Below are 13,239 nucleotides of genomic sequence, written 5' to 3'. Positions count from 1 at the left end.
AGCCGTCTAAACTGCCGAACCGGCGGTTACCAACGCCTCTAGCCGAGCCACCAGGTCATCCTTGGAGACGACACCTTCGATGGTGTCAACCCGCTCCCCATTCTGAAAGAAGATCAGGGTGGGGATGGCCATCACGTGATACTGGAGGGCCAGGGCGTCTTCTTCGTCGACATTGAGCTTGGCGACCTTAGCCCGACCGGCAAAGGTTTCGGCCAGCTCTTCCACAATGGGGTTCATGATGCGGCAGGGGCCACACCAGGCGGCCCAAAAGTCGACCAGCACCGGCACATCGCTCTGCATCACCTCGGCCTCAAAGTTGTCGGCGGTCAGGGTGAGGTAGGTTGCATCGTCAGCCATTTCAATCTCTCCTTCTCTGCGTCTTTGGTCTGGTCGGGATTTTATGGAGTGTAAAAACTATCCGGCCCTCATTTTCTACGGTACTGCAAAGCCTGGGCGATGGGGTCAAGACCGCCCAACTTTTAGCGCCCCTGAGAGCAGGGGGCCGCTACCCAGTTCAGGCTGCGCTGCCACAGGGCGACGAGCTGAGACTCTAGTTGGGGGCCAAGTTCGACCACCAAAATGCCCTCGGCGCTGGCGGCATTGTCGGCTAGCCAGGTGCCCCGCAGGGTGACTTCGAGCCAGTCGATATCGCAGGGGGCAATGTCGATCGCCCCCTGACTTCTAGCTTTGAATGCAGCAATTCCCGGTAGGTCGGCGGGCAGGGCAAAGGCTCCATAGCCCGGCTGCACCACCAGGGGCTGTCCGGCCCGCAGAGCTACTAAGCTGCGCTGGGTGACCATCGCTTCTACGGTGAGATCTAAATGCTCAATCAATAAATCTGCATCGGAATAAGTTAGCTTCAACATGATCCCTCATGCCTTGATACTTGTGAACTAGTTTCGTTGCTTAAGTTTGCTGTGTCGGGGCGGCAGTGGCCCTAAAACGGTGGCCTAACCAGGCGATCGCATGGTGGATCACGAGCACCACAGGCAGCCCTGAGCGGCCAGACTGTGGGTGAATACCGATGCGAACCCTTGGCTTTGTGAAAGGCCAACGGCGGCAATACTGCTGCAAACCCAAATTTGAAGCCCGATCGAAACGGAATTAGCTGGGAACAGCTACCTCTAGGCGCTGAGCCAGATCGGGGGTCGGGTTAATGCTGAGACACAGAATGCTGGGAAAAATAGTGGGGATAGGGCCAGCTCAGGCGTTGGCACGACTTCCCCAAAGGGGAATCGCCCCGAGTGAGGCATCCCATTAGCACTAGAGATGGCCTGAACCACAGGAACAGATCTCCCCAAAGGCGGTCGCCCCTTAAGGCATCCCCTTTAAATAGATCTCTCCTGTCAAAATCGCCCAAGGCTAACCCACCCATAGAGCGAATCAGTCGGCTAATCAGGCCACTAAAATAGCCAGCGAACCCCGCCACCATGCCCATCTGGCCAGCATCGCCCGTGGTGACGGCGATATTCATTGCGGTGCCAGTAGACAAGATCCGTAACATGGCAGAGTTCCTCAAGCGTAAAACAGCAAGGCTTAGGAAGGCATGAGGGCATCCGTTAGCTCAAGACCTTTCGCTCAGCGAGGAGGCTTGACGGATACGCTCGAATAACGTTAATACTACACGTGTAATACAAACGTGTCTAGTCTGTCTAAACTGTTAGTTAGACACAACTCGTTAGTGACAACCACAGTCGAGTTGTGACACGTTCCAGAAAAAGTCTTTTATGTTTCCCTTGGAGGTGTGCCCGCTAATGCCAACCCTAACTCGCGTATCGACCACTGATATGGAAGTTACCAGCATTCGCCTAGAGCGATCGCTGAAGGAAAAACTCAAAGCCCTGGCCGGTAACCGGGGATATCAGGCGTTGATTCGCGACATTCTTTGGCAGTATGTGGAGCAAGGTCCTAGCGAAGGTGTAACCCAGGTACAGCCCGAGGACATCTGCGCCAGCTTTGGGGCGGTAGCTGAGCGTGAACAGGTGTGTGCCCTAACTGGCAATCCCATTCTCGCCAACCAGCCCATGCGGCTAGGGCTGACCGCCCAGGGCCGCCTCGTGCCCCTGTGTGTGGAGTGATTTAGAGTGGAGAGCCGCAGGGCGAAGGAACAAAGTTTCCCGAGGGTGTTTAATTCTGCCAGAATAGATAACGGTCTATTCTGGTAACTTGCCCGATGACATCTTCTACCGCCACCACTCGCCACCACCAGCAGGTGCTGACCCTGCGATCGCGGGGCAAATCGCTCCAGCGGTTCACTGCTGAGGTTGAGCAGGTGGTGCGCGCCTCGGGGATCGAGACTGGGCTGTGTACGGTGTTTCTGCGCCACACCTCTGCCAGCCTGATCATTCAAGAAAACGCCGACCCCGACGTGCTGGTGGATCTAGAGAATTTCTTGGCCAAGCTGGTGCCTGAGGGCAATCACTACATCCACAGCACCGAAGGCCCTGACGACATGCCGGCTCACATTCGCACGGTGCTCACCCACACCAGCGAAACTATTCCGGTTGTGCAGGGACGACTGGGCCTAGGCACTTGGCAGGGCCTCTACCTGTGGGAACACCGGGCGCGGGGATCAAGCCGCGAGGTGATCGTCCATGTCACAGGCTATTAGCATGGTCGACACCTTTGACCCGATTGGCTACAACGCTATCCCCACCCCGCCGGAGGGGTTTAAGTCTGGATTTGTGGGCATTGTGGGCCGGCCCAACGTGGGCAAATCGACGTTGATGAATGCTTTGGTGGGGCAAAAAGTAGCCATCACTTCCCCCACTGCCCAAACCACTCGCAACCGCCTGCGAGGAATTCTCTCTAACGACCAAGCCCAAATTATTTTTGTCGATACCCCCGGCATCCACAAGCCCCACCATGAGCTGGGCAAAATTTTGGTCAAAAACGCCCGCATGGCTATCGACTCGGTGGATACCACCCTGTTTGTGGTCGATGGCAGCGTAGACGCGGGGCGGGGCGACCAATTTGTCGCCGAACTGCTAGCCCACACCAGCGGCCCAGTTATCCTGGGCATGAACAAAGTTGACCAGCAGCCGGAGGAGCCGGAGGCGATCGCCCCCCTCGACGCCAGCTACCAGCAGATGGCTGACGCCCACGGCTGGCCGCTGGTCAAATTCTCGGCCCTGCACGAAACCAGCCTCGACACCCTGCTCGCCACGCTGATCGACCAGCTCGACCCCGGCCCTTACTACTACCCGCCCAACTTGGTCACCGACCAGCCCGAGCGATTTATCATGGGCGAGCTGATTCGCGAGCAGATTTTGCTCAACACGCGGGAAGAAGTGCCCCACTCGGTGGCGATCGCCGTTGACCGGGTCGAAGAAGACACCAACATCACCCGTATTCTCGCCACCATCCACGTCGAGCGCGAGTCGCAAAAGGGCATTTTGATCGGCAAAAAGGGCAGCATGCTGAAGGTGATCGGCTCTGATGCTCGCCAGCAAATTCAAAAGCTGGTGATGGGTCAGGTGTATCTAGAGCTGTTTGTCAAAGTGGTGCCCAAATGGCGACAATCCCGCAGCCGCCTTGAAGACTTCGGCTACCGGGTCGAGGAGTAGCGAAACATCGGTTGTAGTGCGCTTTGAGGGCAAGCTTGCCAGAATAGGGTTAAGCGATTTTTTGCACAGACAATATGCTTTCCTCGCAACCGCCCAAGAGACGCCCAGAGATTCTCAAATAGCGCCGGCGATCCCATGACTCAAATTACCCTTTATCTCTCCCCAGAACTGGAAATCCAACTACGGGCAGAAGCCGCCAAGCAGGGCCTCGACCCTCAGCACTACATTTTAGAAACCCTGCATACCCGACTATCCGCCAACCAAACGGCAACTAACCATCTACCCGCAGCTGAAGCAGATCTACTTCAGTACATCAATCTTGGCCTCCCCAGCGAAATGTGGGATGAGTACTATGCCTTGATTGACAAGCGCCAGGCTGAGACCTTAACCGCCGATGAGCACTATCGACTGATTGAGATTTCAGACCGGATCGAAGCCCTCAATGTAGAGCGCATCCAAGCCCTAGCGCAACTCGCTGCGTTACGGCAGCAATCCTTAGAGAATGTCATGGACGATCTAGGCATCAAGCCCATTGTTCATGGCTAAGCCATCCCTAAGTTCGTCACAAAAACAAGCCGTTGCACGGCGGGCTTCCGGGTGTTGCGAGTACTGTCTTTGTCAGGTCAAATATTCTCCCGACCCCTTCTCCATTGAGCACATCATTCCTCGCTCAAAGGGCGGTGATGACAGTTTAGGAAATTTAGCGTTGGCCTGCCAGGGCTGCAACAACCGCAAGTACGTTCAGACTCAAGCCTATGACCCTGTGACAGGCTACATAGTCCCGCTCTACAATCCGCGCCAGCACCAGCGGCAAGAGCATTTTGTTTGGAGCCAAGATTTGACCCTTATGCTGGGCATCACACCCACTGGCAGAGCGACCGTAGACAAACTGGCGCTCAATCGAGAGGGTATTGTAAATCTTCGCAGGGTATTGGCGGCACTTGGTAAGCATCCGCCCTGAGCACTCCGGCAAAAGTTGAAGAGTAAGCCGAACCCGCTTTAAGGAAGGGCTTCTACTACCAGCTCTAGGTAGCCTGTGACCGAATCGGGCTGCCGGTGCAGGCGCAGGTGGGGCAGGTTGGCGATCGCGATTTCCGCCGTCGTGCGAATCAAGCAGCCCGGCATGATGTGCCCACCATAGACTCGACCCTGGGCATCGGCCACTGCTCCGTGCAAATGCATGCCGTGCCGCGACAGCGTCCCGCTGAGGGAAATCAGCTCCAGCGGGCCTTCGATTAGCGTAGCCTCTGGGGCAGCTGCAAACCGCAGCGATGCCTGGGTAAAACTGCCCAACGCTGTGAGAATTATCCCAGCTTCCAGCGCTTGAGCCTGGGCAAAGGCTTGTAGCTCTTGCTTGAGATCTTGGCCTGGGGTAAGGCGTAGGCAGTAGGTTTGCATAGGAGTGATGGGGTGATGGGGTAAGGGAGTAAAGGGGTGATGGGGTAATGAGGTTTGAATTCACTGCTCCTCCACTCTCCTACTCCCCACTCTCCACTCCCCCTTAAGCCATCGCCTCATCATCCCGTTCTGGTCGAGTTGGACGCGCCTCAAAGGCAGGGCACACCCCATCGGGGCTCACCTGCAGCCCGTACAGGGGAGAATCGCCGCCGTGGCAGCGACCTTCTCGCTGAAAGCGACAGGTTTGACAGCTGGGCGGTTGCCAGGGAGTCTCCCCACCCGTTACGGTGCGCAGCAGGTCGCGTTGGGTTAGCCCTTTGATCACTAAATCGTTGCCCTGCCAGCGGGCTTGGACCAGGCCGGTATCGGCTAAGGCCGTCCAGCGGGGGTCGGTGGTGAGGTCTTCGGGTAGCAGCAGCAATACGCTGTCATCAACCTGGGTAATTTCGCCTTCGAAGACCGGGTCGGGGGCGGCCGGCTGAATAAAGCGATCGCCGATGGGAAACTCCACTTCCTTGCCAGCGGAGGGCAGGTGCAGCTGGTAGCGGGTTTGCAGTTCTTCTAACCCAGCCAGATCAGCGAGGTGGGTGGGATTGCCGTGGACAAAGGCCACGTGCTGAGGCCGCAGATTGTGGATCAGCTGGGTGGTGCCGACGCGATCGCTGTGGGTGGTGAGCTGGTAGGTGTCGAGCTGCACCCGCTCCGACTCTAGCTCGGCGGCCAGGGTTTGCAGCCAGCCCAGAGCGGCCCCAGCCTCGGTAGCGGGCGTGCCTAGCACCGTATCGGCAATGGCGGTGGCAAACGAGTCGGGTAGCAGCACGGTCCAGGGCTGGGCCGAGGCGAGGCAGTAGTCGCTGAGATCGACTTCACGGTGGGCGATCACAATGCAGGGGGCACCGGAAGAATCGCCCTGGGGGTGACCGTCTGTGCCTAAGCGGCGCACGCGAGGCAAAATGCGCTCATCCCAAAATAGCGGCTGGTGACGGGCAAAATTCTGCACGCTGCTGGGGAAGGCAGGCATCAGCTCCAAGTAGAGGTCACAGCCTGCCGCCACCGTTTCATCGACCCAGACAGTAATATCTTGGCCAGTGAATTGGTAATGGCTGCGCAACAGCATCACCAGCTCCTGGCCAATGCCTAGGGTTGGCGTGGGCAGCAGCACCGATCGCCCCTGCTGCACTAGGCCATGGAGCGTGCTGGCCAGCAAATTCTCCTGCTGGCGGCGGTGGGGATGGCGGGCCGACCCAGAGCTACCTTCGATGATCAGCACATCTGGCTTGAGGCCTCGCAGCGCCTCTAGGGGCAGACCATCCACCAGGCGCGAATTGGACATAAAAAAATCGCCCGTGAAAAACACCGTGTAGGGGCGTTGGGGCGCATGGTAAGTGAACAGGGCACAGGCGGCTCCTGGCAAATGCCCGGCGGGCCAAATTTGAACCGTCAGATCATCGGCCAAGCTGATAGGTGTCTGCCAGGGCAGCGCCTGGCAGAGGTGGGGCGGCACCTCTGCGCCCAGCCAGTTGAGGGGTAACAGCTGGGCGGTCACCTCGCTGCCGTAGATGGGCACCTGGGGGAAGGCCTGGCTAAACGCCCAAACACCGCGAGCGTGGTCGCTGTGGGCGTGGCTACAAAAGAGCAGGTCGGCGGAGGCGATGCGATTCGCAGAGCGTTTGGAAACCGGCTCAGGAGTATCGGTTCCAACATCGCCCGCCGCCATTAAAACCGACAGATCCCGCAGGCCGCAGTCGAGCACGATGCGACGTGGCCCCATGCGCAGCTCTAGGCACAGCCCTTCTTGGCCGTGACCCGCACCAAACGGAAAGCAGACCAGATTACTCACGGAACGGCGAACACCCTAACGGCGGCACAGCAAAGCCAATGAACAGGCCAATATGCTGAGTGAGCCTAGTGAGCTGAACCGTTGCCGTGGTAGTCGTCAGTGTCGTAGAAGCCGTTTTTAGTGCCAAAGAAGAGGGTGGCAACCACAAACAACCCGGTGAGCACAGCCAGTACAAGTTTGATATCCATAGGAGCAGTAGGGATGATAGAAAGGTCGGTATTATCGGAGCTTTGGTTTTGAGTCATCTTAACAAGCCTGCCTCAGAGGACAACATAAAGCTTTGTAATCAGCCTGCGCCCATTACCCCAGATTGGCTGGGACGATCGTCTTTAGAAGTGGCACCAGACCTGTTGGGCTGTAGGCTAGTGCGGCGGTGGGCCGACGGTCGCCAGCTCAGCGCCACCATTGTCGAAACCGAGGCCTATACCGAGGGCGACCCGGCCTGTCACGCCTACCGCCGCGAAACAGTCCGCAATAGGGTGATGTTTGGCCCGCCGGGCTACAGCTACGTGTATCTGATCTACGGCATTTACCACTGCTTTAACGTGATCACCGATCGCGATCGCATCCCCAGCGCCGTGCTGATTCGTGCCGTCGAACTCGACACCATTCCCCCCTGGCTAGCAGGGTACCGGGTCGAAAAACCCGCTCGCTGGGGGGCTGGCCCTGGCAAGCTCTGCCTCTTGCTGGATATTAATCGCACCCTCACCGACCTGCCCCTGACCCCGGCCTCTGGTCTCTGGCTAGAGCATCGGGATATTGACTGGCAGCAGCGGCTTGAGGCGGGGGAGATCGACTTCACCCAAACCACCCGCATTGGCCTGACCCAGGGAGCCGACCTGCCCTGGCGCTGGTATGTTACAGCATCCAAAGCCGTGTCAAAGCGGTAGCTTTTATGGGCCAGCAACTGGGGCTCTCATCCGAGAGACTTTTGGTAGGTCAGGTAAGTTTCTTTGATGGTGAATCCTACGGATTCGTAAAGCCCCATAGCCTGGTTGGGGTTCTGAGTATCTACCCCTAGCAGAGCTGTTTCCATCCCCGCTGCCTGAAGCTGATGCAGCCCTTGCAGCAGCATAGCCCGCGCCAGTCCCTGGCGGCGGTAGCCTCTTCGGGTACCCAGAATGTTGATCCACCCTTCTTTGCGGTTTTTCAGGGTGTTTTCCTCATGGTCAATGGCACCGCCGCAGAACCCGGCCAGGGTGCCATCGGAGGCAACGGCCACCCAGTCAAATTCGGGTTGGTAGGTGGGGTAGGTGAGGCGAAACTGGCGGTCCTTCAGCGTCATCGGCGTAAAGTGCCAGTGATCGACAAAGCTTTCGTTAAACATCTCCACCCAGGCAACGGCTTCGTCAGCGTTGGTTGGGCGAGAAGTAAAGCCCTCAGGAAACTGGGGCTGAGGGATGGGGTTGAGCAGCGATCGCACCATGGTGTGAAACCGGCGAATCATCTCGTAACCCGGCGTCTCGTAGATAGCTCGGTAGTAGGTAGCATCGGCTCTGGTCCCGGCATAGAGCTTAGCGGAGCGCTGGGCAACGGCGGCCTGCTCTCGCACCTGCTGCTCGGCCCAGCTCAGCAGTTCAGCTTCTAGGTGAGCACCGCGCCAGTCGGGATGCACAAAGATGCCCGCCCAACCCTCTAGCGCATCGGTGGCCACATCAGCAGGGTCGTCGATCCACAGGGCAACCAGACCCACCAGCTCGCCCTTCGGGGTTTCCCAGAGCTGGCGATGGTGAGTGCCGCCGGGGGGCGGGTAGTCGAGGCGGCGCTGGAGGTCGGCGAGGGTGGGGGTGTTGTCGAGCTGGTCAACTTGTTCACAGATCTCGTAAAAAGCGGCGATCGCGGGCAAATCGGCGTGACTTGTGCTGGGGCGCGACTGAATTGAGGTCAGTTGTTGAGCAGTCATAGATGCAACAAACGAGGGGGCTTTAGAGCTGCTACAGCTCGGCAGGGGCCAATTCCTGAACCCCATCCCTTAACTAAGGCTTACGATTTACCCCATAAGTTAGAGAGGGATTTATCCTTCAGAGTTAGCTAGGGATTTATCCTGAGGTTGCACCTGGTTGACCTTGGAGCAAATTTTGACCCTATGAGTATTCAAACCGTATCCACACAGCCCTATAGCGACCAAAAGCCCGGCACCTCGGGCTTGCGGAAAAAAGTTAAGGTTTTTCAGCAGTCAAACTATCTAGAAAACTTTGTCCAGTCGATTTTTGACAGCCTGGAAGGCTATCAAAACGAAACCCTGGTGGTGGGCGGCGATGGGCGCTACTACAACCGCCAAGCGATTCAAATTATTCTTAAAATGGCGGCCGCCAATGGCTTTGGACGGGTGCTAGTAGGCCAGGGCGGCATTCTCTCCACCCCGGCGGCCTCCTGCGTAATTCGCAAAAACAACGCCTTTGGCGGCATCATTCTCTCGGCCAGCCACAACCCCGGCGGTCCCGACGAAGACTTTGGCATTAAGTACAACACCGGCAACGGCGGCCCCGCCCCCGAGGGCGTTACTGATGCGATCTATGCCCGCAGCCAGACCATCACCGAATACAAGATTCTCGACGCCACCGACATTGACCTCGATCGCATCGCCACCCACAGCCTGGGCCACACCACCGTGGAAGTGATCGACTCCGTCAGCGACTACGGGGCGCTGATGGAAACCCTGTTTGACTTCGGCCAGATCAAGCAGCTGCTTTCTAGCGGCAAGTTCCGCTTCTGCATGGATTCGCTGCACGCGGTGACTGGGCCCTATGCCAAGGCCCTGTTTGAGCGTCGGTTGAATGCTCCAGTGGGCACTGTGGTCAATGGCGAACCGCTGGAGGACTTTGGCGGTGGTCACCCCGACCCCAACCTGGTCTACGCCCACGACTTGGTCGAGGTGATGTTTGGCGACAATGCCCCCGACTTTGGGGCGGCGTCGGATGGGGACGGCGATCGCAACATGGTGCTCGGCAGCAATTTCTTTGTCACCCCCAGCGACAGCCTTGCCATTTTGGCCGCCAACGCCACACTAGTCCCCGGCTACCGCAACGGTCTGGCGGGAATTGCCCGCTCTATGCCCACCAGCCAGGCCCCCGATCGCGTCGCCGAGAAGCTAGGTATCGACTGCTTTGAGACCCCTACCGGCTGGAAGTTTTTTGGGAATTTGCTGGATGCGGGCAAGGCCACTCTCTGCGGCGAAGAGAGCTTTGGCACCGGCTCTAACCACATCCGCGAGAAGGACGGATTGTGGGCGGTGCTGTTCTGGCTGAATATTCTCGCCGTCAAGGGCCAGTCGGTGGAGGACATTGTCAAAGAGCACTGGAGCACCTACGGGCGCAACTACTACTCGCGCCACGACTACGAGGGGGTAGAGAGCGATCGCGCCAACACCTTAATCAGCAACCTGCGCGGAGCGCTGGGCACCATGCCCGGCCAAACCTTTGGCCCCTACACCGTCGACTACGCCGACGACTTTGCCTACACCGACCCGGTTGACGGCAGCGTGGCCAAAAACCAGGGCGTGCGCATCGGCTTCACCGACGGCTCGCGGATTGTTTACCGGCTGTCGGGCACTGGCACCTCAGGCGCGACCCTGCGGCTGTATGTGGAGCGCTACGAACCGGATGCCGCCAAGCACAATCAAGATACCCAGGAGGCCCTGGCCGACCTGATTGCCCTAGCCGACGAGATCGCGCAGATCAAGACGCTGACCGGGCGCGACCAGCCCACGGTGATCACCTAAAAGACTGGAGAGTTTTGAATGTTGAGTTTTGAGTTTTGAATTTAGGCAGCAATTCAAAACTCAAAACTAAGAACTCAAAACTCTTCCCTTCACCACTTCCCCCCCTCTGTTGTTCAAAGAGCCCCCGCGATGACAGCATTCATGAATTGCCCCACCGTCGATGTCGAAGACGATCGCACTGGCATTAGCGTTGAAACCCTGCGCCGGGCCCTGGCCGATCACTTGTTTTACATCCAGGGCAAGTGGCCCGAGGTGGCCAGCAAGAACGACTTTTACCTGGCGCTGGCCTACATGGTGCGCGATCGCATGATGCAGCGCTGGCTCAATTCCACCCGCAACTACCTGCGCTCGGAGGTGCGGCTGGTCACCTACCTGTCAGCAGAATTTCTCCTGGGGCCGCATCTGGGCCGCAACTTGCTCAACCTCGGCATCGAAGAGCCGGTTAGGCAGGCGCTACAAGAATCGGGTCTCGACCTCAACGATCTGATGGCCCAGGAAGAAGAGCCCGGCTTAGGCAACGGCGGCCTGGGTCGCCTCGCCGCCTGCTATATGGAATCCCTCTCTAGCCTGCAAATCCCAGCGATTGGCTACGGGATTCGCTACGAGTTCGGCATTTTTGACCAAGAAATTCGCGACGGCTGGCAGGTCGAAATCACCGACAAGTGGCTTCAGCACGGCAACCCCTGGGAGATCGCCCACCCCCAAGAGGCCGTCACCGTGGGGTTTGGCGGCCACACCGAGGGCTACACCGACTCCGATGGCCGCTTCCGCAAGCGCTGGATTCCCGCTAAGCAGGTGAAGGGCATTCCCTACGACACGCCGATTCCCGGCTATCGGGTCAACACTGTCAACACCCTGCGCCTGTGGAAAGCCGAAGCGGTGGAGTCCTTCGATTTTCAGTCATTCAACGTTGGCAACTACTACGGCGCGGTCAACAGCAAAGTCACCTCCGAGAATATCTCTAAGGTGCTCTACCCCAATGACGAGCAAATCGAAGGCAAACAGCTGCGCCTAGAGCAGCAGTTTTTCTTTGTCTCCTGCGCCCTGCAGGATATGATTCGCATTCATCTCACTTCGGGCCGGCAGCTCGACAGTTTCCACGAGAAGTTTGCGGCCCAGCTCAACGACACCCACCCCGCCGTCGGCGTCGCCGAACTCATGCGCCTGCTGATCGACGAGCACGGCATCGAGTGGGAAACGGCTTGGGAAGTCACCCAAAACACCTTCGCCTACACCAACCACACCCTGCTGCCCGAAGCCCTAGAGCGGTGGTCACTGTCTCTCTTTGGCGGCCTGCTGCCCCGGCACCTGGAGATTGTTTTTGAGATCAATCACCGGTTTATGGATCAGGTGCGGGTGCAGTATCTCAACGACTCGGCCAAACTCTCTAGCCTGTCGCTGATCGATGAGTCGGGAGAGCGCTACGTGCGCATGGCCAACTTGGCCAGCTTGGGCAGCCATGCCATCAACGGCGTAGCCGAGCTGCACAGCGAGCTGGTCAAGCAGACCATTCTCAAAGATTTCCACGAGATGTTTCCCGGCAAAATTCGCAACATCACCAACGGCGTCACCCCTCGCCGCTGGCTTGCCCTAGCCAACCCCCGCTTGGCGGCTCTCTACACCGAGAAAGTGGGGGACGGCTGGCTACAGGATATGGAAAGACTGCGATCGCTGGAAGGCTACGCCGACGACCCCGACTTTCGCCAACACTGGCGGCAGATCAAGCGCGACATCAAGCAAGATCTGGCCACCTACATCCAAACGCGCACCGGCATTACGGTGAGTCCTGATTCGCTGTTCGACGTGCAGGTGAAGCGCATCCATGAGTACAAGCGCCAGCACCTCAACGTGCTGCACATCATCACCCTCTACGACCGGCTGAGGCAAAATCCTAATTTGGATATCACCCCCCGCACCTTTATTTTTGGCGGCAAGGCAGCCCCCGGCTATCGCATGGCCAAGCTGATGATCAAGTTCATCACCGCTGTCGGCGATGTGGTGAACCATGACGCCGCGATCGGCGATCGCCTCAAGGTCATCTTTTTGCCCGACTACAACGTCAGCCTAGGCCAGCGGGTCTACCCCGCCGCGGACTTATCCGAGCAAATTTCTACCGCCGGCAAAGAAGCCTCCGGCACCGGCAACATGAAGTTTTCCATGAACGGTGCTCTCACCATCGGCACACTAGACGGGGCGAACGTCGAAATTCGCGAGCTAGTCGGTGACGAAAACTTCTTTCTCTTTGGCCTGGTCACCGAAGAAGTCATGGCCCTCAAAGCCCGTGGCTACAACCCCTGGGACTATTACAACAGCAACCCTCAACTGAAGGGAGTGATTGATCTGATCAACTGCGGCTACTTCGCCAAGGGCGACAGCGAGCTGTTCAAGCCCCTGATCGACAACCTGCTCCTCCACGACCCCTACCTGCTGCTGGCCGACTACCAGCCCTATATCGACGCCCAAGACCGAGCTAGCGCCGCCTACCAAGACCAAGAAAACTGGTCGCGCATGTCAATTATTAACGCCGTGCGCATGGGCAAATTTTCGAGCGATCGCTCCATCCGCGAATACTGCAAGCAGATTTGGCACGTCAAGCCCGTGCAGATTGAACTGAAGGAATACGTCCAGGCCCAGGCCGGACTGAATGTGTAGATGGGTGGATGGGTAGATGGGTGGGAGGGTAATGGGTAAGTGAATGAGCCCAAGCCCAAACT

At 58.1% G+C, this 13,239-nt stretch carries 15 protein-coding genes; 8 read left to right on the top strand and 7 right to left on the bottom strand.

The genetic code is table 11. From position 1 onward, the window contains the following. Positions 1 to 6: 6 nt before the first annotated feature. The 3 genes from trxA to NC979_RS00685 all read right to left on the bottom strand — a co-directional run bounded on the left by trxA (position 7) and on the right by NC979_RS00685 (position 1,504). Complete coding sequence (trxA, locus tag NC979_RS00695; RefSeq protein ID WP_190522788.1) at positions 7 to 357, bottom strand: thioredoxin; 351 nt, start codon at positions 355 to 357, stop codon at positions 7 to 9. 122 nt (positions 358 to 479) lie between these two features. Then, complete coding sequence (locus tag NC979_RS00690; RefSeq protein ID WP_190522786.1) at positions 480 to 866, bottom strand: alr0857 family protein; 387 nt, start codon at positions 864 to 866, stop codon at positions 480 to 482. A 287-nt stretch (positions 867 to 1,153) separates the two neighbouring features. Beyond that, the gene (locus NC979_RS00685; protein WP_190522784.1) at positions 1,154 to 1,504 is read right to left on the bottom strand and encodes a hypothetical protein; all 351 of its coding nucleotides are present in this window, start codon (positions 1,502 to 1,504) and stop codon (positions 1,154 to 1,156) included. 250 nt (positions 1,505 to 1,754) lie between these two features. Here NC979_RS00685 and NC979_RS00680 point away from each other — a divergent pair, with 250 nt between their 5' ends. From NC979_RS00680 to NC979_RS00660, 5 genes are all read left to right on the top strand, one after another. Next, positions 1,755 to 2,078, top strand: a complete 324-nt coding sequence (locus tag NC979_RS00680) for a ribbon-helix-helix domain-containing protein (RefSeq protein ID WP_190522782.1) — start codon at positions 1,755 to 1,757, stop codon at positions 2,076 to 2,078. A 95-nt stretch (positions 2,079 to 2,173) separates the two neighbouring features. After that, entirely contained in the window at positions 2,174 to 2,611 is a 438-nt protein-coding gene (locus NC979_RS00675; RefSeq protein ID WP_190522780.1) for a secondary thiamine-phosphate synthase enzyme YjbQ, read from the top strand. Beyond that, entirely contained in the window at positions 2,595 to 3,566 is a 972-nt protein-coding gene (gene era / locus NC979_RS00670) for a GTPase Era (RefSeq protein ID WP_431190997.1), read from the top strand. The genes NC979_RS00675 and era overlap by 17 nt, the downstream gene beginning before the upstream one ends. A 135-nt stretch (positions 3,567 to 3,701) precedes the next feature. Further along, on the top strand, positions 3,702 to 4,112 hold the full coding sequence (locus tag NC979_RS00665; protein WP_190522777.1) for a hypothetical protein: 411 nt from the start codon (positions 3,702 to 3,704) through the stop codon (positions 4,110 to 4,112). After that, positions 4,105 to 4,527 (top strand): HNH endonuclease, encoded by a 423-nt coding sequence (locus tag NC979_RS00660; protein WP_190522776.1) that lies wholly within the window; start codon positions 4,105 to 4,107, stop codon positions 4,525 to 4,527. The genes NC979_RS00665 and NC979_RS00660 overlap by 8 nt, the downstream gene beginning before the upstream one ends. A 38-nt stretch (positions 4,528 to 4,565) precedes the next feature. Here NC979_RS00660 and NC979_RS00655 read toward each other — a convergent pair whose 3' ends face one another. The 3 genes from NC979_RS00655 to NC979_RS00645 form a co-directional block, all read right to left on the bottom strand. Then, positions 4,566 to 4,964 carry a PPC domain-containing DNA-binding protein gene (locus tag NC979_RS00655; protein ID WP_190522775.1) on the bottom strand — a complete coding sequence of 133 codons (399 nt, stop codon included), beginning with the start codon at positions 4,962 to 4,964 and terminating at the stop codon, positions 4,566 to 4,568. A gap of 103 nt (positions 4,965 to 5,067) precedes the next feature. After that, entirely contained in the window at positions 5,068 to 6,804 is a 1,737-nt protein-coding gene (locus NC979_RS00650) for an MBL fold metallo-hydrolase (protein ID WP_431190996.1), read from the bottom strand. Positions 6,805 to 6,869: 65 nt separating this feature from the next. Next, a complete protein-coding gene (locus NC979_RS00645; RefSeq protein WP_017297736.1) occupies positions 6,870 to 6,992 on the bottom strand; it encodes a DUF8629 family protein in 123 nt (40 codons plus the stop codon). A gap of 48 nt (positions 6,993 to 7,040) precedes the next feature. Here NC979_RS00645 and NC979_RS00640 point away from each other — a divergent pair, with 48 nt between their 5' ends. Then, positions 7,041 to 7,694, top strand: a complete 654-nt coding sequence (locus tag NC979_RS00640) for a DNA-3-methyladenine glycosylase (RefSeq protein WP_199308989.1) — start codon at positions 7,041 to 7,043, stop codon at positions 7,692 to 7,694. A gap of 26 nt (positions 7,695 to 7,720) precedes the next feature. On the opposite strand, the gene NC979_RS00635 is transcribed toward NC979_RS00640, so the two are convergent. Further along, complete coding sequence (locus NC979_RS00635; RefSeq protein WP_190522774.1) at positions 7,721 to 8,707, bottom strand: GNAT family N-acetyltransferase; 987 nt, start codon at positions 8,705 to 8,707, stop codon at positions 7,721 to 7,723. 183 nt (positions 8,708 to 8,890) lie between these two features. Here NC979_RS00635 and NC979_RS00630 point away from each other — a divergent pair, with 183 nt between their 5' ends. Beyond that, positions 8,891 to 10,525, top strand: a complete 1,635-nt coding sequence (locus NC979_RS00630; RefSeq protein ID WP_190522773.1) for an alpha-D-glucose phosphate-specific phosphoglucomutase — start codon at positions 8,891 to 8,893, stop codon at positions 10,523 to 10,525. Between the two features lie 129 nt (positions 10,526 to 10,654). After that, positions 10,655 to 13,177: a glycogen/starch/alpha-glucan phosphorylase gene (locus NC979_RS00625; protein WP_190522772.1), complete on the top strand. Its 2,523-nt coding sequence runs from the start codon at positions 10,655 to 10,657 to the stop codon at positions 13,175 to 13,177. Positions 13,178 to 13,239: the final 62 nt, after the last annotated feature.

The organism is Leptolyngbya subtilissima AS-A7, from assembly GCF_039962255.1.
GTDB lineage: Bacteria > Cyanobacteriota > Cyanobacteriia > Phormidesmidales > Phormidesmidaceae > Nodosilinea.
This window is presented reverse-complemented; position numbering and strand designations above follow the sequence as displayed.

What these genes read in the sequence shown, in the direction of transcription:
- trxA (WP_190522788.1), bottom strand. Translation starts at nt 357, where the DNA reads ATGGCTGACGATGCAACCTACCTCACCCTGACCGCCGACAACTTTGAG.
- NC979_RS00690 (WP_190522786.1), bottom strand. Translation starts at nt 866, where the DNA reads ATGTTGAAGCTAACTTATTCCGATGCAGATTTATTGATTGAGCATTTA.
- NC979_RS00685 (WP_190522784.1), bottom strand. Translation starts at nt 1,504, where the DNA reads ATGTTACGGATCTTGTCTACTGGCACCGCAATGAATATCGCCGTCACC.
- NC979_RS00680 (WP_190522782.1), top strand. Translation starts at nt 1,755, where the DNA reads ATGCCAACCCTAACTCGCGTATCGACCACTGATATGGAAGTTACCAGC.
- NC979_RS00675 (WP_190522780.1), top strand. Translation starts at nt 2,174, where the DNA reads ATGACATCTTCTACCGCCACCACTCGCCACCACCAGCAGGTGCTGACC.
- era (WP_431190997.1), top strand. Translation starts at nt 2,595, where the DNA reads ATGTCACAGGCTATTAGCATGGTCGACACCTTTGACCCGATTGGCTAC.
- NC979_RS00665 (WP_190522777.1), top strand. Translation starts at nt 3,702, where the DNA reads ATGACTCAAATTACCCTTTATCTCTCCCCAGAACTGGAAATCCAACTA.
- NC979_RS00660 (WP_190522776.1), top strand. Translation starts at nt 4,105, where the DNA reads ATGGCTAAGCCATCCCTAAGTTCGTCACAAAAACAAGCCGTTGCACGG.
- NC979_RS00655 (WP_190522775.1), bottom strand. Translation starts at nt 4,964, where the DNA reads ATGCAAACCTACTGCCTACGCCTTACCCCAGGCCAAGATCTCAAGCAA.
- NC979_RS00645 (WP_017297736.1), bottom strand. Translation starts at nt 6,992, where the DNA reads ATGGATATCAAACTTGTACTGGCTGTGCTCACCGGGTTGTTTGTGGTT.
- NC979_RS00635 (WP_190522774.1), bottom strand. Translation starts at nt 8,707, where the DNA reads ATGACTGCTCAACAACTGACCTCAATTCAGTCGCGCCCCAGCACAAGT.
- NC979_RS00630 (WP_190522773.1), top strand. Translation starts at nt 8,891, where the DNA reads ATGAGTATTCAAACCGTATCCACACAGCCCTATAGCGACCAAAAGCCC.
- NC979_RS00625 (WP_190522772.1), top strand. Translation starts at nt 10,655, where the DNA reads ATGACAGCATTCATGAATTGCCCCACCGTCGATGTCGAAGACGATCGC.